At 35.9% G+C, this 24502-nt stretch carries 22 protein-coding genes and 1 other annotated feature; of the genes, 19 read left to right on the top strand and 3 right to left on the bottom strand.

The genetic code is table 11. The features are described 5' to 3' along the window. Positions 1-12 precede the first annotated feature (12 nt). From CKV70_RS11405 to gpmA, 5 genes are all read left to right on the top strand, one after another. Positions 13-798, top strand: coding sequence for a GNAT family N-acetyltransferase (locus tag CKV70_RS11405; protein WP_014601051.1), 786 nt, complete (start codon positions 13-15; stop codon positions 796-798). A gap of 63 nt (positions 799-861) precedes the next feature. Further along, the gene (locus CKV70_RS11400; RefSeq protein WP_003731894.1) at positions 862-1632 is read left to right on the top strand and encodes a Cof-type HAD-IIB family hydrolase; all 771 of its coding nucleotides are present in this window, start codon (positions 862-864) and stop codon (positions 1630-1632) included. Between the two features lie 111 nt (positions 1633-1743). Then, entirely contained in the window at positions 1744-2421 is a 678-nt protein-coding gene (locus CKV70_RS11395) for a Bax inhibitor-1/YccA family protein (protein ID WP_014601050.1), read from the top strand. A 148-nt stretch (positions 2422-2569) separates the two neighbouring features. Then, complete coding sequence (gene clpB / locus CKV70_RS11390; protein ID WP_003723824.1) at positions 2570-5170, top strand: ATP-dependent chaperone ClpB; 2601 nt, start codon at positions 2570-2572, stop codon at positions 5168-5170. Positions 5171-5260: 90 nt separating this feature from the next. Then, positions 5261-5950 carry a 2,3-diphosphoglycerate-dependent phosphoglycerate mutase gene (gene gpmA, locus CKV70_RS11385; protein WP_003723823.1) on the top strand — a complete coding sequence of 230 codons (690 nt, stop codon included), beginning with the start codon at positions 5261-5263 and terminating at the stop codon, positions 5948-5950. A gap of 89 nt (positions 5951-6039) precedes the next feature. Here gpmA and CKV70_RS11380 read toward each other — a convergent pair whose 3' ends face one another. Further along, positions 6040-6228: a YjzD family protein gene (locus CKV70_RS11380; protein WP_003763532.1), complete on the bottom strand. Its 189-nt coding sequence runs from the start codon at positions 6226-6228 to the stop codon at positions 6040-6042. Positions 6229-6550: 322 nt separating this feature from the next. On the opposite strand from CKV70_RS11380, the gene CKV70_RS11375 reads away from it, so the two are divergent. From CKV70_RS11375 to CKV70_RS11355, 5 genes are all read left to right on the top strand, one after another. Then, a complete protein-coding gene (locus CKV70_RS11375) occupies positions 6551-7678 on the top strand; it encodes a GW domain-containing glycosaminoglycan-binding protein (protein WP_012951903.1) in 1128 nt (375 codons plus the stop codon). Positions 7679-7797: 119 nt separating this feature from the next. Continuing rightward, a complete protein-coding gene (gene fabH, locus CKV70_RS11370; protein WP_003722325.1) occupies positions 7798-8736 on the top strand; it encodes a 3-oxoacyl-ACP synthase III FabH in 939 nt (312 codons plus the stop codon). A 202-nt stretch (positions 8737-8938) separates the two neighbouring features. Continuing rightward, positions 8939-10180, top strand: coding sequence for a beta-ketoacyl-ACP synthase II (fabF, locus tag CKV70_RS11365; RefSeq protein WP_014601049.1), 1242 nt, complete (start codon positions 8939-8941; stop codon positions 10178-10180). 121 nt (positions 10181-10301) lie between these two features. Continuing rightward, positions 10302-10754, top strand: a complete 453-nt coding sequence (locus tag CKV70_RS11360) for a MarR family winged helix-turn-helix transcriptional regulator (RefSeq protein ID WP_003731896.1) — start codon at positions 10302-10304, stop codon at positions 10752-10754. Then, positions 10738-11154, top strand: coding sequence for an organic hydroperoxide resistance protein (locus CKV70_RS11355; RefSeq protein ID WP_003722322.1), 417 nt, complete (start codon positions 10738-10740; stop codon positions 11152-11154). The genes CKV70_RS11360 and CKV70_RS11355 overlap by 17 nt, the downstream gene beginning before the upstream one ends. Positions 11155-11211: 57 nt before the next feature. Here CKV70_RS11355 and trpS read toward each other — a convergent pair whose 3' ends face one another. After that, positions 11212-12207, bottom strand: a complete 996-nt coding sequence (gene trpS, locus CKV70_RS11350; protein ID WP_003722321.1) for a tryptophan--tRNA ligase — start codon at positions 12205-12207, stop codon at positions 11212-11214. A gap of 64 nt (positions 12208-12271) precedes the next feature. Next, positions 12272-12497, bottom strand: a binding site (T-box leader). A 44-nt stretch (positions 12498-12541) separates the two neighbouring features. Beyond that, on the bottom strand, positions 12542-12886 hold the full coding sequence (locus tag CKV70_RS11345) for a DUF3899 domain-containing protein (RefSeq protein ID WP_009934015.1): 345 nt from the start codon (positions 12884-12886) through the stop codon (positions 12542-12544). A 623-nt stretch (positions 12887-13509) separates the two neighbouring features. Here CKV70_RS11345 and CKV70_RS11340 point away from each other — a divergent pair. From CKV70_RS11340 to pepF, 9 genes are all read left to right on the top strand, one after another. Beyond that, complete coding sequence (locus tag CKV70_RS11340; protein ID WP_003731898.1) at positions 13510-15186, top strand: peptide ABC transporter substrate-binding protein; 1677 nt, start codon at positions 13510-13512, stop codon at positions 15184-15186. A 278-nt stretch (positions 15187-15464) separates the two neighbouring features. Continuing rightward, entirely contained in the window at positions 15465-16394 is a 930-nt protein-coding gene (gene opp3b, locus CKV70_RS11335; RefSeq protein WP_003722318.1) for an oligopeptide ABC transporter permease, read from the top strand. Next, a complete protein-coding gene (opp3C, locus tag CKV70_RS11330) occupies positions 16394-17428 on the top strand; it encodes an oligopeptide ABC transporter permease (RefSeq protein ID WP_003722317.1) in 1035 nt (344 codons plus the stop codon). Before opp3b ends, opp3C begins: the two co-directional genes overlap by 1 nt. A 17-nt stretch (positions 17429-17445) precedes the next feature. Further along, the gene (locus tag CKV70_RS11325) at positions 17446-18522 is read left to right on the top strand and encodes an ABC transporter ATP-binding protein (protein WP_012951901.1); all 1077 of its coding nucleotides are present in this window, start codon (positions 17446-17448) and stop codon (positions 18520-18522) included. Then, entirely contained in the window at positions 18519-19487 is a 969-nt protein-coding gene (locus CKV70_RS11320; protein ID WP_003722315.1) for an ABC transporter ATP-binding protein, read from the top strand. The genes CKV70_RS11325 and CKV70_RS11320 overlap by 4 nt, the downstream gene beginning before the upstream one ends. Positions 19488-19805: 318 nt before the next feature. After that, positions 19806-20201, top strand: coding sequence for a transcriptional regulator SpxA (spxA, locus tag CKV70_RS11315; RefSeq protein ID WP_003720569.1), 396 nt, complete (start codon positions 19806-19808; stop codon positions 20199-20201). A 231-nt stretch (positions 20202-20432) separates the two neighbouring features. Next, entirely contained in the window at positions 20433-21086 is a 654-nt protein-coding gene (gene mecA, locus CKV70_RS11310) for an adaptor protein MecA (RefSeq protein ID WP_003722314.1), read from the top strand. 125 nt (positions 21087-21211) lie between these two features. Next, entirely contained in the window at positions 21212-22327 is a 1116-nt protein-coding gene (locus tag CKV70_RS11305; protein WP_009912419.1) for a competence protein CoiA, read from the top strand. 72 nt (positions 22328-22399) lie between these two features. Next, entirely contained in the window at positions 22400-24205 is a 1806-nt protein-coding gene (gene pepF / locus CKV70_RS11300) for an oligoendopeptidase F (protein WP_003722312.1), read from the top strand. The last annotated feature ends 297 nt before the right edge of the window (positions 24206-24502 follow it).

Genomic DNA, 24502 nt, shown 5'->3' with positions numbered 1-24502 from the left:
GGAGTGTGGCACATGATTAGAAAACTAACTGTATCTGATAATGAAGAAGTAATGGCACTTTTAAAACCCGAAGCAACCCAAAATTTATTTATTATTGGGGACATCGAAAATTTTGGTTATGAGAGTGATGTGCAAGATCTTTGGGGTGAATTCGATTCAGTAGGCAAATTACATGCTTTGTTACTTCGATTCGATACGTTTTTCTTACCCTATTCAAAAGACGCTAATTTTAATGCAGAAGCGTTCTCAGAAATTATTGCTACACATGACAAATATGAAGTTAGCGGTATGTCCCGTGTCACAAAAGAACTAGAGGCATTTTTGCCAGAACTTGCCGAAAAAAGACAAGACACTTATTTTTGCGAATGCGAACATGTAAACCGTATTCCAGTAAATCAAGATGTTATCGTCAGAACGGCAGTAGCGGAAGATGTGGGCCCAATTATTAAAATGCGCAAACACATTAAAGAATTTGGTTCACGCGACGAAAATGAAGAATTAATTATTCGCCAAATTGAAAAAGGCGTGAAACGAATTTATTATATTGAACAAGACCAAGAAGTAGTTGCCGTAGCAGAAACATCCGCAGAAAATTCCTTTTCAGCAATGATTACAGGTGTTGCGACAAGTGATGGATATAGACAACACGGCTTTGCAAGTACACTTCTAAAAAAATTATGTTGCGATGTATTAGCAGAAGGAAAGAAACCATGTTTGTTTTACGATAATCCAGTCGCTGGTGAGATATATCACCGTCTTGGTTTTGAGCACACAGGAGATTTTGTTATGTACAAATAACCTTTACTTTGCATCCGTAAGATTGGTATGATGGATATATTATGTTAGTAAAGGATGAATAATGTGAAACCACGTGGAATTTGTTTTTTTGATATGGATGGAACACTGTTAAATAGTGAATCCAAAGTACTTGATACCTCGCTTCAAGCACTTGATAAACTTCGAGAAAATAATGTTATTCCTGTTATTGCTACTGGTCGGACGCTTATAGAAATCAGTCATCAAATGAAAATTACCGGCATTGAATCCGCAGTAATGATGAACGGACAAATGGCTATTTTTGAAGGTGAAAAAGTATATGAAGATGTGATTGATGCAGGTTTATTAGAACAGTTGACTGAAGAAGCAAAATCACAAAATGTCGAAGTTTGCTATTATAATGATAAAAGAATTGGCGCAACAGCTAGTACGCCAGTTGTAAAAGCACATTATGATTTTTTAGGCGAGCCGATGCCTGAAGTAAGACCTAATATGTATAAAGAAGAAACTATCAATATGGCACTTCTATTACTCGAAACTGGCGATGACTATTTCCCAGAACGTTTTCCAGAATTACAATTTGTTCGCAACACGCCATTTAGTAATGACGTCTTAAGAAAAGGCGGATCTAAAGCAGTTGGTATTTCGAAACTACTTGAAGTAATGGGCTATCAAGATGTTCCTACCTATGCTTTTGGAGATGGCATGAACGATTTAGAGATGTTTGGTGCAGTGGATTATGCGATTGCAATGGAAAACGCCGTACCTTTATTAAAAGAAAAAGCTACTTTTGTAACGAAAGATAACAATAGTGACGGCATTATGCTAGGCTTGAAACAATTTGATTTAATTTAAAGAAGTGCCTCGTGCGCTTCTTTTTTTGTGAAATTCCAACGCAAGACCGATAGAATTGTAATAATTCTTTTGATATAATAAAACTAATCAATTGGAAGAGGAGAAATGTTCATGAACGAAATCAATCACACATCCGAGCGAGTAAACACAGAGAAAAGAACAGAGAAACAAATTATTATGCAAAAAATACTTAATTGGTTTGTATTTTCTTTGCTACTTGCATCTATCGGTGCTGCGATTGGGAGTAAATTAAGTCCAGAACTTTATTTGCCTCTTGTCGTGTTAGAAGTCGCGTTACTTATCACAGCGATGGTAGTGCGTCGAAGTAAAACAATTAATAAAGTGGTAGGCTACCCAGTAGTACTAGCATTTGCGTTTGTCACAGGCTTAACACTTGGACCAACTTTGACATATTATTTTGGTGCAGGGCAAGGTGCCGCCGTTCTAATGGCATTTGTTACAGCAACCGTTACTTTCACAACGCTAGCTTTTATTGGTGCAAAAATGAAGAAAGACTTATCTTTCTTAAGCAGTGCTTTATTCGCTGCGATTATTATTCTCGTTATATTTAGCTTTGTAGGAGTCTTTCTACCATTTGGCTCTATGCTATCAACTATTATTTCAGCAGGCGGAACGATTATTTTCTCACTATATATTTTGTATGACTTCAACCAAATCATGAAGCGCGATGTGGAACTAGCAGATGTACCAATGCTTGCGCTGAATTTATACCTTGATTTCCTTAACTTATTCATGTTCTTACTCCGCCTATTTACAGGTCGTGATTAAGAAATTCAGAAGATCTGCCAACCTAAAAATTGGTAGATCTTTTTCTATAAAAAAAGAAGGTTTTTGTTAGACAAAAGCAAGATGAAAAACTATAATAAAGTTAAGGTCAAAAAAGGTCAGACTTATCTTTTATAAGGAGGACGAATGAATGGATTTACAAAAATTTACACAACAAGTCCAGCAAACAATTGCGGACGCACAAAATCTAGCTATTGCATCAGAACATCAAGAAATTGACGTTGCACACGTTTTTAAAGTGTTATTAACAGAAAGCGACTTTGCAAAGCGAGTCTATGATGTAGCGGAAGTTGATACAGATGCACTTCAAAAAGTAATAGAGAATACTTTGGAAAAAATCCCAGTAGTTTCAGGAAGTGGCGTGAATTATGGCCAAGCAATGAGCCAAGCTCTTTTCCAACTAATGAGGGATGCAGAAAAAGAACAACAACAATTAGAAGATGATTTTGTCTCAACAGAACATCTTATCTTAGCTGTTATGGATCAAAAATCGAATCCAATTACAGCCGAACTTAAAAATCAACATAAAGCTAAAAAACAAATTAAAGAAGCAATTTTAAAAATCAGAGGAGGGAAAAGAGTGACTTCTCAAAATGCAGAAGAAAACTATGAAGCTTTAACAAAATATGGTCGTGATTTAGTCGCGGAAGTTAGAAGCGGCAAACTCGATCCAGTAATCGGACGCGATGCAGAAATTCGTAACGTTATCCGAATTTTATCTAGAAAAACAAAAAACAATCCAGTTCTAATAGGTGAACCAGGTGTTGGTAAAACAGCCATTGTCGAAGGATTAGCGCAACGTATCGTTCGAAAAGACGTGCCAGAAGGACTGAAAGATAAAACGATTATCTCACTCGACATTGGTTCCCTTATTGCTGGAGCTAAGTACCGCGGTGAATTTGAAGAACGATTGAAAGCAGTACTCCAAGAAGTAAAACAAAGTGATGGTCAAATTTTACTCTTTATTGATGAAATTCATACGATTGTCGGCGCAGGTAAAACAGACGGCGCAATGGACGCAGGAAATATGTTAAAACCGATGCTTGCCCGCGGAGAACTGCACTGCATCGGTGCAACTACATTGGATGAATATCGCCAATATATCGAAAAAGATGCTGCACTAGAAAGACGTTTCCAAAAAGTGCTTGTCCCAGAACCAACAGTGGAAGATACGGTTTCCATTTTACGCGGGTTAAAAGAACGTTTTGAAATTCATCACGGGGTAAATATTCATGACAATGCTTTAGTTGCAGCTGCGAGTCTTTCTAATCGTTATATTACTGACCGCTTCTTGCCGGACAAAGCAATTGACTTAGTAGATGAAGCATGCGCAACTATTCGTGTCGAAATTGACTCCATGCCAAGTGAACTCGATGAAGTAACTAGAAAAGTAATGCAATTAGAAATTGAGGAAGCAGCACTAAAAGAAGAAAAAGATCCAGCGAGTGAACGCCGTTTAGAAATATTGCAACGCGAGCTGGCTGACTACAAAGAAGAAGCCAACCAAATGAAGTCCAAATGGGAATCCGAGAAAAACGAAATCAGTAAAATTCGTGAGGTCCGGGAGCAAATCGACCATTTACGCCATGAATTAGAAGAAGCAGAAAATAATTATGATTTAAACAAAGCAGCAGAATTACGCCACGGTAGAATCCCGGCTGTGGAAAAAGAATTGCTTGAGTTAGAAGCAGAAAATCGCGAAAAAACAGCACAAGAAGATCGGATTTTACAAGAAGAAGTAACAGAAAATGAAATTGCAGAAATCGTCGGACGTTGGACAGGGATTCCGGTGACTAAATTAGTAGAAGGAGAACGCGAAAAACTGCTTAAATTAGCAGATGTCCTTCATCAAAAAGTAATTGGTCAAGATGATGCCGTCCAATTAGTGAGTGATGCTGTCTTACGAGCTCGTGCAGGAATTAAAGATCCGAAACGCCCAATAGGCTCCTTTATTTTCTTAGGACCAACAGGTGTGGGTAAAACAGAACTTGCTAAAGCACTTGCATTTAATATGTTTGATTCCGAAGATCACATGATTCGAATTGATATGTCTGAATACATGGAGAAACATTCCGTATCAAGACTTGTCGGAGCTCCTCCAGGTTACATTGGTTATGAGGAAGGTGGTCAACTTACTGAAGCTGTAAGACGAAACCCTTATTCGATCGTCCTACTTGATGAAATCGAAAAAGCTCATCCAGATGTATTTAACATACTATTACAAGTACTTGACGATGGACGTATCACAGATTCACAAGGTCGATTAATTGATTTTAAAAATACAGTAATTATTATGACGTCAAATATTGGCTCTAATTTATTACTTGAAAGAACCGAAGAAGGCGAAATTTCACCGGAATTAGAATCAGATGTAATGCAAATTTTACAAAGTGAATTTAAACCAGAATTCTTAAACCGCGTAGATGATATTATTCTATTTAAACCACTAACACTTGCTGATATTAAAGGTATTGTGGAGAAATTAGTAGAAGAACTTCAAATCCGTTTAGCCGACCAAGAAATTACAATCACTATTTCCGATGATGCAAAAGCCTTTATTGCGGAGGAAGCTTATGATCCGGTATACGGAGCACGACCACTTAAACGCTATATTGTGCGTCATGTCGAAACACCACTTGCAAGAGAAATTGTCTCTGGTAAAATCATGCCACATTCATCCGTGGAAATTGATTTAGCAGATAAAGAATTTACTTTTAAAGTCACAGAATAACCTAAAAAAGGTTTGACACTTCACTTGAAAGGGAAAACTTTGGTTGGATTAGTCGTTTAGAAAATAGGCGAAAATGGAAGGATGAGGAAGATGAAATTAGTATTAATTCGTCATGGTCAAAGTGAATGGAACAAATTGAACCTATTTACAGGTTGGCATGATGTGGACTTGTCGCAAGAAGGCGTTGTGGAAGCAATGACAGCAGGAAAAAGAATTAAAGAGGCAGGCTTAGAATTCGATGTTGCCTTCACTTCTGTTTTAACACGAGCTATTAAAACACTTAATTATGTGTTAGAAGAATCTGACCAAATGTGGGTACCAGTTCATAAATCTTGGCGCTTGAACGAACGTCATTACGGCGCACTTCAAGGACTTAATAAACAAGAAACTGCTGAAAAATATGGTGCTGACCAAGTACAAAAATGGCGTAGAAGCTATGACACACTTCCACCATTACTAGAAGAAAACGACGAAAGACAAGCAAAAAATGATCGTCGTTATCAACTCCTTGATACACACGCTATTCCATCAGGTGAAAACTTGAAAGTAACATTAGAACGCGTTATTCCTTATTGGATGGACACAATTGCTCCAGAAATTAAAGAAGGACGACGAGTAGTCATCGCGGCGCATGGTAACAGTTTACGAGCATTAGTGAAATTCCTAGAAGGTATTAGTGATGATGAAATAATGGATTTAGAAATTCCAACAGGCGTACCACTAGTATATGAATTAAACGATGATTTAAAACCAGTAAATAAATATTACTTGGATAAATAAAAAAAGAAGCTCTTTCCATATATTGGAAAGAGCTTCTTTTTTTGAACTACTTCTGAAAAGTCAGTTCTCGCTATCAGAAAGTTGGATGTTTACTTAAAGTCATAAACTTCGCTATCTTTAGGCATCAAGAAAGTGATTAAAATAATGAAGAAGGATAACCCTACTGTTAAAATAATAGCCCGCGTCATATCAAATGATACATATAACATGGAAGAAAGAACGAATTCTGCCATTAAAGAAAGTAAGAATACCCAAAATACAGTCACCACGTAACGCATCCTTACACCCCATTTCATCTATTTCATTATACATTTTAGCACATAAAATTGGATTATCCAATCATATATCATTTGAAAATACGATTATCAAAAAAAGGAAGGAAATGAACTTTAAATGGAGAATAGTAGTGTAAAGGGGTAGATAAGCAATGACATAATATTGTCAAATGTAAACAGGTACACGAGAATCCCCTATACTAGCCATTCTGCTTACTTTATTATAAATCTTTCATCAAAAAATTAGTAGGCTCTCAGAATGAAAATGCTAGAATGAAGAAGGTTAACAGAGACAGAGCCATTTAAATTGGGGGAACTAACTAATTTGGATAGGAAGTGCCAACTGATAATGAAAAAGAAATTCACGCAGATTTTACTAGCAAGCGTCATCGTAAGTTCTACATTAGTACCTTTTGTTCAAGCAGAGGCAGCAGGAACAAACCAAACTACAGTAAGTCAAGCAGGAATGACTTTATCACAACAACAATTTATACAATCAATCGCAAATGATGCACAAGATCTACAAAAAGAAGAAAAAATATTGACAAGTGTCACTTTAGCGCAAGCCATTTTAGAATCCAATTGGGGTAAAAGTGGCTTATCAACTTCAGCTAATAACCTGTTTGGAATTAAAGGAAGCTATGAAGGTAGTTCCGTTTCAATGGGAACGCAAGAATTTAGCAGCGGAAAAGCCTACCACACACAAGCTGATTTCAGAAAGTATCCAGACAAAAAGGCATCTTTAGTCGATCATGCCCAACTTTTTGTTAACGGAGTATCTGGTAATGCAAATCTTTACTCAGCAGTCATCGGAGAAACAAACTATAAGGAAGCTGCATACGCAATTCAAGAAGCAGGTTATGCAACTGATCCAGCATACGCAGAAAAACTCATTTCAACTATTGAAAATTACAATTTGGATCAATATGACCAAATTTACGATACAGTGACATCAACAGAAAACCAATTAGCATATGCAGAAATCAAAAATGCTAGCAATGAAACAATTTGGACAAAACCATATAATACAGAGGGCGCAGAAAAAACAGGTAGTGTCAAAGATTACAAAAATAAAAGCCTTCGAATTTCTCAAAAAGCTGTTACAGAAAAAGGAACATGGTATCAACTTCAAGATCAAGGCAAAACTATTGGATGGGTAAACAGTGATGCTGTAGAAGTTTTTTATACCCCGAAAAATGAAACAAATGTGAAACTAGATAAATATATCACCGATTCGGATCAAAAAATCTATGCTTACCCAGTAGAAGACAATTCAAAAGTAGTTACCAATCTTAATGATTATCTAGGGAAAGAATTAGACATTGACCGTCGTGCAGATGTGAAAAATGAATATTGGTACCGTATTAAATCAGACGATGGAAAAGTAATTGGCTGGTCAAAAGCAGACGGTTTTGCTGAAAACAATCCTAATAAAGCGTTAGAAGTAAAATAAAAAAGTAGCAATCCAATTGCTTAATTGATAGTTCTCTGTTAAAATTAGCACCAGGTCATAAAAATAACCAGGAAAAAATTTATTTTTGCCCTGATGTAGTTTGATATGGAGGAGAACACATGAACGCAGGAATTTTAGGAGTAGGTAAATACGTACCTGAAAAAATAGTAACTAACTTTGATTTAGAAAAAATTATGGATACATCTGATGAGTGGATTCGAACTCGAACTGGTATCGAAGAAAGAAGAATTGCTCGTGATGACGAATATACGCATGATTTAGCATATGAAGCAGCAAAGGTAGCCATTAAGAATGCTGGTCTTACACCAGATGATATCGACTTGTTTATCGTTGCAACTGTTACACAAGAAGCGACATTTCCTTCAGTTGCTAATATTATCCAAGACCGTTTAGGAGCGAAAAATGCTGCCGGTATGGACGTTGAGGCAGCTTGTGCTGGTTTTACTTTTGGAGTAGTGACTGCAGCACAATTCATTAAAACAGGTGCATATAAAAATATCGTAGTTGTCGGTGCGGATAAATTATCTAAAATCACTAACTGGGATGATCGCACAACAGCCGTATTATTCGGTGATGGAGCAGGTGCTGTAGTTATGGGGCCAGTTTCTGATGATCATGGTTTACTTTCATTTGACTTAGGTTCAGATGGATCAGGTGGTAAATACTTGAATTTAGATGAAAATAAAAAGATTTATATGAATGGTCGTGAAGTGTTCCGTTTTGCAGTTCGCCAAATGGGAGAAGCTTCACTACGAGTACTTGAACGTGCTGGTCTTGAGAAAGAAGACTTGGACTTACTAATTCCTCACCAAGCAAATATTCGTATCATGGAAGCTTCTCGTGAGCGTTTGAATTTACCAGAAGAAAAACTGATGAAAACAGTACACAAATATGGTAATACTTCATCCTCTTCAATCGCACTTGCGCTAGTTGATGCAGTGGAAGAAGGACGTATTAAAGATAATGATAACGTTCTGCTTGTAGGCTTTGGCGGCGGACTAACATGGGGCGCCCTAATCATTCGTTGGGGTAAGTAAGCAACAAATTAAACAAGGAAAGTTGCCCTAACACTTATTTTAGTTAGGACAACTTTCCTTTATTTATGTTATAATGGAGCAGGCTTTTGGTTTATTTGTTTGTGCACTATTATTAATTTTAAATAAAGCCTTAACTTTATACTAGCTGCTGTCATTAGACAGAAGTTGTTTTTTATGAATTGAAAAATAAGGAGATGAGTAAATGGATAAGAGAAGAGTAGTTGTTACTGGTGTTGGAGCTGTTACACCTATTGGAAACGATGCGGAAACTTCTTGGGAAAACGCAAAAAAAGGTGTTAATGGTGTTGCAAAAATGACAAGACTTAATCCGGATGACTTTCCGGTTAAAATTGCAGCAGAGTTAAAAGATTTTGATGTAGAAAAATATCTAGAGAAAAAAGAAGCTCGTAAAATGGACCGTTTTACGCATTATGCAATTGCAAGTGCTGAAATGGCTGTACAAGACTCTGGTTTAGTTATTGATGATTCCAATGCAAACCGCGTTGGTGTTTGGATTGGTTCAGGAATTGGCGGAATGGAAACTTTCGAAACACAATATGAAATTTTCTTAAATCGTGGACATCGTCGAGTTAGTCCGTTTTTCGTACCTATGATGATTCCAGATATGGGTTCAGGCCAAGTTTCTATTCGTTTTGGAGCTAAAGGCATTAACTCTACAACAGTTACAGCTTGTGCAACAGCAACAAACTCAATCGGCGACGCGTTTAAAGTTATTGAGCGTGGGGATGCTGATGCAATGATTACTGGTGGAGCAGAAGCACCAATCACTAAAATGTCACTTGCAGGATTTACTGCTAATAAAGCTTTGTCATTAAATCCAGATCCAGAAACTGCTTGTCGTCCATTTGATAAAGACCGTGATGGTTTTATTATTGGCGAAGGAGCAGGTATCGTTATTTTAGAAGAATACGAACATGCAAAAGCACGTGGGGCAAAAATTTACGCTGAAATCGTTGGTTACGGTGCAACAGGAGATGCTTACCACATTACTGCTCCAGCACCAAACGGTGAAGGTGCTGCTCGCGCAATGAAAATGGCGATTGATGATGCTGGGCTTACTCCTGATAAAGTAGATTACATTAATGCCCACGGAACAAGTACACCATACAATGATGAATACGAAACACAAGCTATTAAAACTGTCTTTGGAGAGCATGCGAAAAAATTAGCGATTAGTTCTACTAAGTCAATGACAGGACATACTTTAGGTGCGTCTGGCGGGATAGAAGCTATTTTCGCGCTTTTGACTATTCGTGATAATATTATTGCACCAACGATTCATTTGAAAAACCAAGATGAAGTTTGTGACTTGGATTATGTTCCAAATGAAGCACGTGAAGCAAATGTAAATGTTGTAATTTCTAACTCTTTTGGCTTTGGTGGTCATAATGCGACTTTAGTATTTAAAAGAATAGAAGGCTAAAATATAATCAAAAGCCTTACCTCTAAAAATGAGGTAAGGCTTTTTTTGAGCAAAAAACTAGCTTTCATTACTATAATTGGTTACAATTAAATTGCACACAACTTAAAAGGAGGAGAACATGTTGGACACGAATACACGCATATTAGAAGAACAACTGTGTTTTTCTGTTTACAATGCATCCAAACAATTTACTAAACTTTATCGTGAAGCTTTAGAGCCGTTTCAATTAACCTATCCACAATATATTGCTTTGCTTGTTCTATGGGAAGTTGAAGAACAAACTGTATCAGAACTTGGAAAGAGGTTGGCTTTAGATAGTGGAACTTTAACACCAATGTTAAAACGAATGGAGCATTTAGGATATGTTACACGGAGTCGTCATCCGGAAGACGAGCGCCGCGTTTATATTCGCCTAACAGAAAAAGCAATAAAAATACAACCTGACGTATTAAAAAGCGTGGACAACTGCCTTCAATTACTCGATTTTGCAGAATTAGACTACACACAATTACTTATCAAAATACAATCGTTAACAAAACAATTAGGAGGAATAGAAAATGAAAAAATTATATGAAACAACAGTCATTAATACAGGTGGAAGAAGTGGTGAAGTTCATTCGCCAGACAACGTATTTTACTTTGATATTTCTGCGCCAACAGAACTTGGTGGAGACGGCGGCGGTGGAACAAACCCTGAACAACTATTTGCGGCTGGATACGGAGCTTGTTTCAATAGCGCGTTAGAATTAGTTCTAGGAAAAGCTGGGATTGAAGCAAAGAGCACAGTAACAGCAACTGTCAGCTTATATAGTGATCCAGAAGACAACGGATTTAAAATTGGTGTCGTATTAGAAGGAACTATCGAAGGCCAAGACAAAGAAAAAACAGAAGCTCTACTAAAAAAAGCACATGAAGTATGTCCATATTCTAAAGCAACTCGTGGTAACATCGATGTGGAAATTAAAGTAGGTTAATGATTAAATAAAAAAAGCCGATGACTTAGATTAACTAGGTCATTGGCTTTTTTTATATTATTTTCTGCGTTTACGGCCAAGCCCAACGCCATTTTCCATTTTCTTCAATGTTTTATTAGCCACGCGAGCTGCTTTTTCTGCTCCTGCATCTAATATAGTGTCCAGCTCCTCAGATTTGAGATAAGCATAGTATCTTTCTTGAATTGGCTCAAGTTCAGAAACAACTAATTCAGCTAAATCTGTTTTGAAATCACCATAGCCTTTTCCAACATATTTTTCTTCTATACTAGCAATTGTTTCGCCGGTAATAACCGAATAGATAGTTAGCAAATTAGATACGCCGGGCTTTTCTTCTTTATTATATTCAATAATACCACTAGAATCGGTCACAGCGCTTTTGATTTTTTTTCTAATAGTTGCTGGTGGATCAAGTAAAAAGATAGCATTTTTCAAATTGGCATCAGATTTACTCATTTTTTTCGTTGGATCTTGTAAGGACATTACTCGTGCGCCTTGTTTAGGAATGAATACTTCTGGCATCGTGAAAATATCTGCATGCTTTTTATTAAATCGTTCAGCTAAGTCGCGAGTTAATTCGATATGTTGTTTTTGATCCTCACCAACTGGAACTAAATCTGTTTGATAAAGTAAAATATCAGCAGCCATTAATGGTGGATAGGTTAATAGTCCGGCGCTCACTCCTGCTTTACCAGCTGATTTGTCTTTAAATTGTGTCATACGCTCCAATTCACCAATATAGACGTTACATTGTAAAATCCATGCCGCTTGCGCATGTGCCGCCACTTCAGATTGAATAAATAGAGTGGATTTTTCAGGATCCAGTCCAACTGCTAAATAAAGAGCTGCTAAACTTCTTGTTTGCTCGCGAAGTTTTAATCTATCTTGTGGAACCGTAATAGCATGTTCGTCAACGATACAATAAAAACATTCATATTCATCTTGAAACTGCCCAAACTGTTTTAAAGCCCCAATATAATTTCCTAAAGTTAATTGTCCACTAGGTTGAATTCCGGAAAATATTACTTTTTTCATGATTATTCCTCCAATTTTTTCACTGATTGCGAAAATAAAAAACCGTCCATCCCAACATATAAATGTTAGGGACGAACGGTTATCCGCGGTGCCACCCTAAGTACCTAAAAAGGCTCTTAGCAATAGAAAGTTTCTATTAAAGAAGTAACGGTCTTTAGCCGCTGTTCGCTACTCGCTTTCACAAACAGTCCTTAGAAGTCCATTCGATTTTGCGCTTTATCTGTTTCCACCAACCACAGACTCTCTATTATAAAGCAACAAAATGTACTAATCTTCCTATTAACGCATCAGTTATATTACTTTCATTCTATCAGTTTACAAAACGGCTTGTCAATCACAAAAACATACATAAAATACTAGTCAACATAACAAAAATGGAACTAAACAAAATTCCGGCGTATTGCAGGCCGACTAATTCAGATAAAGGCATATCTGAAAACTCATTTTCTTCTTCTCGTTTAATTTTGCGAGAAATACTTCGAAAACCATTATGAACCCGGTCTAAAAACCCACTTCTCATAATATAAACAAACAATCCAATTAGTAGTGAGATAAGCGCTACCATAAAGGAAATATCCACATAGTTGCTTAAACTAACAGTCTGATTTTTTCCGAAGAGTAAAATACCAAAAATAATAGCTTCTTGAATAAGTGTATAAATAGTAATTCGTAAAAACATTTCTTCACCTCTAATTAAAATTCATAATTCACTCTATCACAATTTGCATAGAAAGACTATATGATAGAAGGAAGCTATCATCCAATGTTAGAAATTTGTCCGTTTTTAGTAAAATATTCCGCCAAGTGTCTTTACAGATTATTAACAGAAAAATCCCTTTATATCAACGTTTTTCGAATTTATTACAAAATTTAATTAAATTTTTGATATTTTTATCTAGACAACAGCTCAAAAAAAGTATATAAATATAATAATCCTTTAAATTTTAAAGGGGTTCGATATTTTCTTTTATACAAAAAAGATAACTTCTTCCAGTTTTAACTTAATTGGCAAAGTTCATCGTAAATTTATCAATTTAAATGGTTATGTTTTCTGAAAACTTAATCAAAAGGTTTAGCAAAGTATACATAATTAATTCGATTTATTGCAAAATAGAGGATTGCGTAACACTTTCTGTTCAGAGTTTTCACGCAATTTCAATTTTGCCTTAATATTTTAATAACTTGTATCTTTCATCCTTGTTTTCATTTATCTTGTAAAAATAATTTACAAAGCCAGAATTCTTAGAGTATAATAGGTATCGAAACAATTTTTCAGAAAAATAAAAAAGGGAGGTCTACTTAGTGAAAAAATCTAAATTATTTCTTACACTTGGATTAACACTATTACTAAGCTTAGTCTTGGTAGCATGCGGAGGCGGATCAGATTCCAAATCCGACAAAAAAGGCTCAGATTCAGGAAAAGCTTCAGGAGAGCAAGTACTTAACTTGACAGAAAGCGCACTAATTCCTTCTGCAGACAGCACAAAAGCGGATGACCAAGTTGGTTTGAACGTTGTAAACCAAACAAACGAAGGTCTATATGCGCTTGACAAAGATGGTATTCCTGCCATTGCCGGTGCTGCTGAAGAGCCAAAAATTAGCGATGACAAAACAGTTTATACTATCAAACTTCGTGAAGATGCAAAATGGTCAAACGGAGACCCTGTAACTGCAAATGACTATGTTTACTCATGGCGTCGTGCAGTTGACCCTAACACTGCTGCAACATATTCTTACCTATTTGATGCAATCAAAAACGGTGGAGATATCGTAGCTGGCAAGAAAAAACCTGAAGAATTAGGAATTAAAGCAGTAGATGATTATACTTTAGAAGTTACTCTTTCTAAACCAACTGCTTACATTAACTCACTATTCGCATTCCCAACTTTCTTCCCACTTAACGAAAAATTCGTTACGGAAAAAGGCGAAAAATATGCACAAAATAGTGATAACATGTTATTCAATGGACCTTTCGAGTTGAAAGATTGGACTGGAACAAACAAAAAATGGACTTACGTAAAAAATGATAAATATTGGGATAAAGATAAAGTTAAGTTGAAACAAATCAACGTACAAGTTGTTCAAGACTCCGGTACTGGACTTAACTTATACAACACTGACAAAGTTGACCGTACTGTATTGAGTGCAGACTATGCTGCTCAAAACAAAAACAATAAAGACTATGTTACAGTGAATGATTCTTCTACTTTCTATATTAAATTTAACCAAAAACGTGCTGGCAAAGACACAGTATTTGCTAACAAAAACATCCGTAAAGCTATAGCTCTTGCGATTGACAAACAATCGTATACTGATACAGTTCTTAAAAACGGATCTAAACCTGCAAACAATCTTGTACCAGAAGGTTTCACTTTTGACCCAGGTAACAAAGAAGATTATACAAAAGAATCTGGCAAACATTTAGAATATGATGTAAAAGAAGCTCAAAAAGCATGGAAAGCTGGTTTGAAAGAATTAGGAGTTAACGAAATTACAGTTGAATTCACTAGTGATGATACTGAAAATGCGAGAAAATCTTCTGAATTCATTCAAGACCAACTACAAAAGAACTTAGATGGTCTTACAGTTAAACTTAAAAACGTACCATTCAAAGTTCGTTTACAAAATGACCAAAACCAAGATTACGATTTCTCTATGAGCGGCTGGGGTCCTGACTATCAAGATCCATCTACTTTCTTAGATCTATTCGTAACTGATGGTGCACAAAACAGAATGAGTTATTCTAACAAAGACTACGACAAGATTTTAAATGATGCTTCTGTAACTTATGCAGCTGACGATCAAAAACGTTGGGATGAAATGGTTAAAGCAGAAAAAATCCTTCTTACGGATGATGTAGCTATTCAACCACTTTATCAACGTTCTACTGCATACCTACAAAAAGACTACATTAAAAACTTGCAAAAAAATCCATTTGGTCCAGATTACACTTACAAAGAAACATACTTGACTAAATAAAATATTAGTCTTTAAGAAATGCTTGACGGAAAGAGAGAGTATATTTCGATATGCTCTCTCCTTTTGCTGATGATTTTCATGTGTTATAATTAAAAATTAAAGTATCCTTTTCTAGTCTTCTAGAAACCTAACATTCGAAAAATGAAGTTTTTTTCCTAACTAATTTGCACTAATGCAATAAAAGTTTAGAAATGTAGAAAAAGGCTCACTAAACTTGCGAATTTGGTTAGGAATAACTTTTTTTATATATTAATTAAAACTGGGAGGTGTAGAGATAGATGGTTAAATATACGTTAAAAAGAGTATTATATATGCTTATAACGTTATTCATCATTGCTTCGGTTACGTTTGTTCTTATGAAATTCTTACCTGGTACGCCTTACCGTAATCAGGAGAAACTATCTGACGAACAAATTCACATGATGAATGAAAAATATGGACTAAATGATTCAATTCCAGTCCAATACTTTAATTATATGACAGGTTTGGTAAAAGGTGACTTAGGTGTTTCCTTCCAACTTGATAATAGACCAGTGTCTGAGATTTTAAGTGCACTGATTGGTCCATCTGTCCAATTAGCACTCGAGGCAATGGCTTTTGGTGTTATTTTTGGTATTTTACTAGGGGTAATAGCGGCCATGTATCAGAATAGGTGGCCGGATTATACGAGTACATTTATAGCAATATTAGGTAAGTCAGTTCCATCTTTCGTATTTGCGACTGTTTTACAATACTGGCTTGGAGCAAAACTTCAAATTTTCCCAGTAGCAGGTTGGGGGACGTTTGCAGATACTATTCTGCCAGCATTCGCACTTGCGATGTTCCCACTTGCAACGGCAGCTCGTTTCATGAGAACAGAGTTAATTGATGTATTCGCATCTGACTATGTTCTACTTGCCAAAGCGAAAGGGAATAGTAGAACGGAAGTAGCAGTTAAACATGCGATTCGTAATGCACTTATTCCTTTAATTACAGTTTTAGGACCATTATCAGTCGCACTGATGACTGGTTCCCTAGTTATTGAAAATATTTATAGTATTCCTGGTATCGGTAGCCAATTCGTTTCTTCTATTCAAACAAATGACTATCCAGTTATTATGGGAACTACAATTTTATTTGCTGTCATGTTGGTATTTGTTATCTTGGTAGTGGATATTCTTTACGGATTGATTGATCCTCGAATCCGTGTGTCTGGAGGTAGAAAATAATGGCAGAACATAAAATTGCAAAAGAAAGATTTCAGCCAGCGCACATTCTGGATGCGGAAGCAGAGAAAATTAATCGTCCAAGTTTAACTTTCTTGCAAGACTCTTGGCTTCGTATTCGTAAAAATAAAGCGGCTTTAGTTTCTCTAATTGTATTAGCACTTGTTATTATTATGGCAATTGTTGGCCCTTATTTATCACAAAATCTAGGACCAGAACATAATATTAACCGACAAATTACTGAAAATGCGAGTCTTCCTCCAAAAGTTCAAGGCTTTGAAAATATGCCTTTCTGGAATGGTCATCAATCTATTGGTGGAGAAGACGTTGATATTTATAAACAAAATAATATTAAAGAGGGTACTTACTATTGGTTAGGTAGTGATACGCTTGGACGTGACCAATTTGCTCGTATTTGGGCTGGTACACGTGTATCTCTTATTATTGCTGTTGTAGCAGCGCTTTGTGACCTTGTAATTGGGGTTGCTTATGGTTTGATTTCCGGTTATGTTGGAGGTCGTGTAGATAATTTCATGCAACGTGTATTAGAGGTTATTGGTGCAATTCCAAACTTAGTTGTGGTTATTTTAATGATGTTAATACTCGAACCAGGTATTGTATCTATTATCATAGCAATCGCAATGACGAGTTGGATAACGATGGCCCGGGTAGTCAGGGGACAAGTTTTAAAACTTAAAAACCAAGAATTTGTTATGGCTTCCATGACTTTAGGGGAATCTACTCCAAAAATTCTTATAAAACATTTAATACCAAATATTTCTGGGATTATTATCATTAACATCATGTTTAGTATTCCTAGTGCGATTTTCTTTGAAGCCTTTTTAAGCTTTATTGGGCTTGGTCTTCCAGCGCCAGCAGCGTCTCTTGGTGTCTTGGTAAATGATGGATATAAAACATTACAAGTATTGCCATATATGATTCTGTATCCATGTATTGTACTTTGTATCATCATGATTGCATTTAACTTAATTGCAGATGGCTTGCGTGATGCCTTTGATCCTAAAATGCGCGATTAAAAGAGAGGTGAGGAAAAATGGAAAAGCTATTAGAAGTTAAAGATTTAAATATTTCATTCCACACATATGCCGGAGAAGTAAAGGCGATTCGTGGAGTTAATTTTGACTTATATAAAGGGGAAACCTTAGCGATTGTTGGCGAATCTGGTTCAGGTAAATCAGTAACGACAAAATCGATTATGCGTTTACTTCCAGAAGGTAACTCAGAAATAAAAAGTGGCCAAATTTTATTTAACGGAATGGATATCGCTAAAGCTCACGAAAAACAAATGCAAAAAATTCGTGGGAAAGATATAGCTATGATTTTCCAAGATCCAATGACATCATTAAATCCTACGATGACAATTGGTAAACAAATTTCTGAACCACTTATTAAGCACCAAAAAATCAGTAAACATGAAGCACATAAAACAGCGCTTCGTTTGCTTCAATTAGTTGGTATTGCCAATGCAGAAGAACGAATTAAACAATATCCTCACCAATTTTCTGGTGGGATGCGTCAACGGGTTGTTATCGCGATTTCACTTGCATGTAACCCACAAATTCTTATTGCAGATGAGCCAACAACAGCGCTAGATGTAACTATCCAAGCGCAAATTTTAGATTTAATGAAGGACTTACAGAAAAAAATTGATACGTCGATTATCTTTATTACCCATGATCTTGGTGTTGTAGCAAACGTTGCAGACCGTGTAGCTGTTATGTACGGTGGTAAAATTGTTGAAATCGGGACAGTTGATGAAATTTTCTATAATCCACAACATCCTTATACATGGGGATTAATTAGTTCTATGCCTACTTTGGATACAGCTGATGAAGAATTATTTGTTATTCCTGGTACGCCGCCTGATTTACTTCATCCTCCAAAAGGGGACGCATTTGCTGCACGTAATAAATACGCAATGCAAATTGACCTTGAAGAAGAGCCACCACTATTTAAGGTGTCTGATACACATTATGCGGCTACATGGTTGCTTCATCCTGATGCACCTGAAGTAACGCCTCCTGATGCTGTATTACGCCGCCAAGAGCAGTTTGCGGAACTTCATCCTGGCATGCAAGCTGTCCATGCGAAAGGGGTAGAGGTAGAATGACTGAACAAAGAGAAAAATTATTAGAAATTCATAATCTAAAGCAATACTTTAACAAAGGTACTGCAAGTGAAGTACGTGCTGTTGATGATATTTCTTTTGATATTTATAAAGGTGAAACACTTGGTTTAGTAGGTGAATCTGGTTGTGGTAAATCTACAACTGGACGTACTATCATTCGTTTATACGATGCAACTGGTGGAGAAGTTATTTATAACGGTAAAGATGTGCACGCACGTAAAAGCCGTAAAGAAATGCTTGAATTCCGTCGTAAAATGCAAATGATTTTCCAAGATCCATACGCGTCTTTAAATCCACGTATGAAAGTTAAAGATATCATTGCTGAAGGTATTCGTATTCATGGCCTTGCTAAAACGCCTGAAGAAACGAATAAACAAGTATACGATTTGTTAGAAACAGTTGGATTAAGTAAAGAACATGCTGGTCGTTACCCACATGAGTTTTCCGGCGGTCAACGTCAACGTATTGGTATCGCTCGTGCGCTTGCTGTTCAACCAGAATTTATTATTGCCGATGAGCCTATTTCCGCTCTAGATGTATCTATCCAAGCGCAAGTAGTAAACTTATTACGTCAATTACAAAAAGAAAAAAATCTAACTTACCTATTCATTGCCCATGATTTATCAATGGTTAAGTACATTAGTGATCGTATTGGTGTAATGTACTTCGGTAAATTAGTAGAGTTAGCGCCTGCCAATGATTTATATCATGCACCGCTACACCCTTATACGGAATCACTTTTATCCGCGATTCCTTTGCCAGATCCAAATTATGAACGTACTCGTGTGCGTAAAACATATGATCCGACGTCTCATAACTATAAAGATGGCGATGAAATTAAAATGCGCGAGATTGCTCCTGGACATTTTGTTTATTGTTCAGAAGAAGAAGAAGTTATGTATAAAGAAAAGCATGCTAAGTTAACTGCTGAAGCTGCTGCGAAATAAAATGAAAACATCAATCAGAGTTAAATTTGGTTGATGTTTTTTCTTAAAATTAAAATTCTCATGAAATTCTCATAAAAAAGCTATTTTTTTCATGTGATTTTAGTTTAAACAAGTTATAGTAGGGGTATCATATACATAACGGCTTGCTAACAATGGTTTTACATATTTGGAAAGAAAATTTTTGAAAATAGTATATGGAATTTCACAAAATTAGTGTATAATGAAGTGTAAGTTCTTTAATGAATTTTCCAAATAGAGATATTGCTAGAATTTCGTTATATGAATGAAACAATACCCGATAAGGAGTGTGAATGTCTAATGGTAACGTTATACACTTCACCTAGTTGCACATCTTGCCGAAAAGCTCGTGCATGGTTGGAAGAACATGATATCCCTTATAAGGAAAGAAACATTTTTTCTGAGCCACTTAGTTTGGATGAAATTAAAGAAATTCTTCGTATGACTGAGGATGGTACAGATGAAATTATTTCCACTCGTTCAAAAACGTTCCAAAAGTTGAACGTGGATTTAGATAGTCTTCCTTTGCAACAACTATTTGAATTAATCCAGAAAAACCCTGGCTTATTAAGACGTCCTATCATTATTGATGAAAAACGTTTGCAAGTTGGGTACAATGAAGATGAAATTCGCCGTTTCTTACCGCGCCGTGTACGTACGTATCAACTACGTGAAGCGCAAAAAATGGTTAACTAAGATTGATAAAAGTGGTTGCCAAGGATTCCATTCAATTGGATTCTTGGCGCTTTTTTTGTAGTTTAAGTAAATGTTCTTGAAATTTTTTCGCTTTTCAGCTAAGATAAGATTCCACCTAGTAAATTGAAGGAAAAATGGTGGTACTATTTCTTAATATGAGCTACAATGAATTTAACCAATTAAGTTTTACCCTTCATTGTCAATGACTAAGAAGGAAGGGAGAGTGTGACGATGGAAATTGAACGAATTAATGAGGATACAATCAAGTTTTATATCTCTTATCTGGATTTGGAAGAGCGAGGTTTTAACCAAGAAGATGTTTGGTATGATCGCGAGAAAAGTGAAGAACTTTTCTGGGATATGATGGATGAGCTGAAATATGAAGAAGAGTTCTCTCCGGAAGGTCCGCTCTGGATACAAGTCCAAGCCTTAAAACATGGTTTAGAAGTATTCGTAACAAAAGCTACAATTGGTGGAAAAGGCGAAGATGGCTTCGATGTCACGCTTAGCTCGCCAGATGAGCTTGCAGAAGAAAAAATCGAAAAACTACTCGAAGAAAACTTCAATCCAGTGAAGAAAGAAGCACTTGGAGAAGATGATACGCTAGAGTTTATTTTAGAGTTCCGTGATTTTGAAGATGCTATTTCTCTTTCACGAGCAACAGGACTTGAAAATTTAGTAACTAAGCTATACTCGTATCAAGGAAAGTATTATTTGAATGTAGAATTTCCTGAGAATAAATATGATGAATCTAACATTGACAATGCCGTTAGTATTTTGCTTGAGTACGGTTTAGAGTCGAATTTAACTGGTTATATGCTAGCTGAGTACGGAAAAGTAATCTTTGACGTTCCTGCATTAAAGCAAATTAGAAAACACTTCTAAAACATTATTTTAAAGACCCGTATGTGCTGAAAAATAGCCAAACGGGTCTTTTTTGTGATTTTAAAAATAAGAAAGGAATTTGGATGCTCCTTGGCGAATAATAATATTAAAGAGCTAATAGGAGAGTGATAATTATTTTTACAGCCAGAAATAACATTGGAGAAACTTTTACTATTACTAAGATGAATGTGGAACGAATCAAGCAAGAAGAAAGACTGTTTTGTAAATCGTGTGCAAGCCCAGTAATGATAAAAGCAGGACAGATAAAAATACCGCACTTTGCCCACGAGAAGACAATGAAGTGTGCGTTTGCTTCTGAAGGAGAAAGTGAGGAACATTTAGCCGCTAAAAAGCAAATCATGGCCTGGTTTTGTTATCAGCGTATCCCTGTTGAAATAGAAAGTTACTTTCCGGAAATTAATCGACAAGCAGATATTTTTGTGAATGGGAAGACAGTAATTGAATTTCAGCGTTCTTCTATTTCAATTAGTGAAATGATTCAACGCACAATGGACTACTTATCAATTGGCTTGGAAGTTCACTGGATACTCGGGCAAGTAGTTAAGAAGGAGAAGGGGCGTATTTGTCTTTCTGCATTCCAACAAGCCTTTATTCAATCTGATAAGAAATTGGGTTATCATTTTTGGCACTATTCTGCTAAGCGTGAAATTTGCACGCTTTATTATCATCTAACATTTGAAAAAGGGAATCGTTTTTTCGCAAGCGAAATGAAGTTTTCTATGAAGTCGCCTTTGAGGGAATGGAATAAGAAGTTAGCTAGAATTATTTCGCGTCACGCCTACATTAAACGAGATAGGGAAATAGAAAGACAAAAGATTTGTTTTTACTATGCTAAATATAAAAAACATGGCCAGTTTATGCAAAAATTATTTAATGCAGGTTATTATTTACACTATTTACCGAAAGAAATTGGGGTGGATGTAGAAGAACAATTTTTAGTTTTGACACCTGCTGTTGAATGGCAATTTGATTTGTGGGAAAAGTTTTTTAAAGGTCTAGAGAAGGGGGATACCTTTAGTGTGGAAAGTTTTTTAGAGAGTTTCAAATCAGTTGTAAGTCAGATATTAACTATTTGGTTATCTCCAAATGAAAGTTTGAAGTTAGGAAAGTCATATCTTTCTTATTTAATTGGTGAAGGGGTGTTATCTACCATACCAGATAATCGATATCGTGTGAAACGGAAAATGGCTTTTACTAATACTCGAGCAGCACATATATAATCATCTGTTTTGCTTTTTTAGTTATTTTGGCTCATAATAAAAACAAAATGACTATGGTTGGGGGTTTTAATATTGAGTAAAACAAATGCATTACCTTTAAGAGAAGAAGTACCAGAAAATCTAACTTGGGATTTAACTACGATATATCCAAATGATGAAGCTTGGGAACAAGCATTTACAGATTTGCAAAAAATCACAGAAGAAAGCGAGCAATTTAAAGGTCGTTTATCGGAAAGTAGCCAAACACTTTATGAAGCACTTCAATTTCGAGATAAAGCATATGATTTGATTAGTAACTTATATGTATATGCTCATTTGAAAATGGACCAAGATACAGCTAATGCGAAATATCAAGGTTTACATAGTCGTGCAGGAAGCCTAGTTACAAAGCTAATGTCTGCACTCTCTTACTATGACCCAGAAATTTTAGCTATGGATGAAAATGTTCTAAAACAATTTTTAGATGAGAATAAAGATTTACAATTATATGATCATTTGTTGGAAGAGTTAAATTTAAGTCGACCTTATATTTTGAGTGAGAAGGAAGAGGCTTTACTAGCTAATGCAGGTGAAGTGCTTGGAAGTTCGTCCAATACTTTTAATACCTTGAATAATGCTGATATGAAGTTTCCAACTATTAAAGATGAAAATGGGGAAGATATCGAAATTACTCATGGCCGTTTTGGGAAATTGTTAGAAAGTAATGATCCACGAGTGCGTCGTGATGCATTTCATGGTGTGTATTCAGTTTATGAAGGATTAAAAAACACATTAGCATCTACTTTAAATGGACAAGTGAAAAAATCTAATTTTTATGCTTCTACGCGAGGGTATACATCGGCTCGTGAAGCGGCTCTCTCTGGTAATCATATTCCTGAAACAGTATATGACTCATTGTTGAAATCAGTGAATGCTAATGCAAGTTTGCTTCATCGTTATGTGAAGTTACGTAAGGAATTACTTGGCTTAGAAGAATTGCATATGTATGACCTTTATACGCCACTTTCTGATGATGTTAATTTGGAGTTCACTTATGAGGAAGCAAAAGAACTCGTGCTTGAGGCGCTGAAACCACTTGGTGATGAATATCAAGCGATTTTAAAAGAGGCATTTGATAGTCGTTGGATTGATGTGATGGAAAATAAAGGGAAACGTAGTGGAGCCTATTCTTCTGGTTCATATAGTACGAATCCTTATATTTTACTCAATTGGCAAGATAATATTAATAATGTTTACACGCTTGCACATGAATTAGGACATAGTGTGCATAGTTATTATACAAGAAAAAATCAACCATTTGTTTATGGTGATTATTCGATTTTCTTAGCGGAGGTTGCTTCGACTACGAATGAAAATTTACTAACTGATTATCTGCTTAAGAAATATGATGATCCAAAAGTTCGTGCATACTTGTTGAATCACTATTTGGATGGATTCAAGGGTACTGTATTCCGTCAAACGCAATTTGCTGAATTTGAACATGCCATTCATCAAGCGGATCAACAAGGAGTGGCTTTGACTGCGGATTTCTTGACGGAAACATATTTTGATATTAACAAGAAATATTACGGAGAAGCGATGGTTTATGATGCTGAAATTGGTTATGAATGGTCTCGGATTCCGCATTTTTATATGAATTATTATGTGTTCCAATATGCGACTGGTTTTTCAGCAGCATCTGCATTAAGTGCGAAAATTTTAACAGAAGGTCAAGATGCTGTAACAGCCTATATTGATTTCTTGAAAGCAGGAAGTTCGGATTATCCTATCGATGTGTTGAAAAAAGCAGGTGTCGATATGGCGACCCCTAATCCCGTAGATGATGCATTAAAGGTATTTGAACAAAGATTGGATGAATTGGAAGAGCTGGTTAAATAACACATTGTGAAATTTACTAAAAAAAGACACAGTAGCAATAATGGCTGCGTGTCTTTTTTTTCGTATGAATAAGTGGTGTCAGTATTCATGGAATAAACAAATAAAAATAGGTATGTGAACTATTGAATTATAAGCGTTTATATGGTATATTATAACCGTGAAATAAATCACAAACAAATACCCCCTTTATTTGATTGTGTGAATTTCTCCTTTTGATTGCGCTGTAAGAAGCCGTGGCATTTTGCTACGGCTTTTTACGTTATTACGATACTAACTCAGAATTAAAGGAGGACTAAA

It is taken from the genome of Listeria monocytogenes, from assembly GCF_900187225.1.
GTDB classification, from domain to species: Bacteria; Bacillota; Bacilli; order Lactobacillales; family Listeriaceae; genus Listeria; species Listeria monocytogenes.
This window is presented reverse-complemented; position numbering and strand designations above follow the sequence as displayed.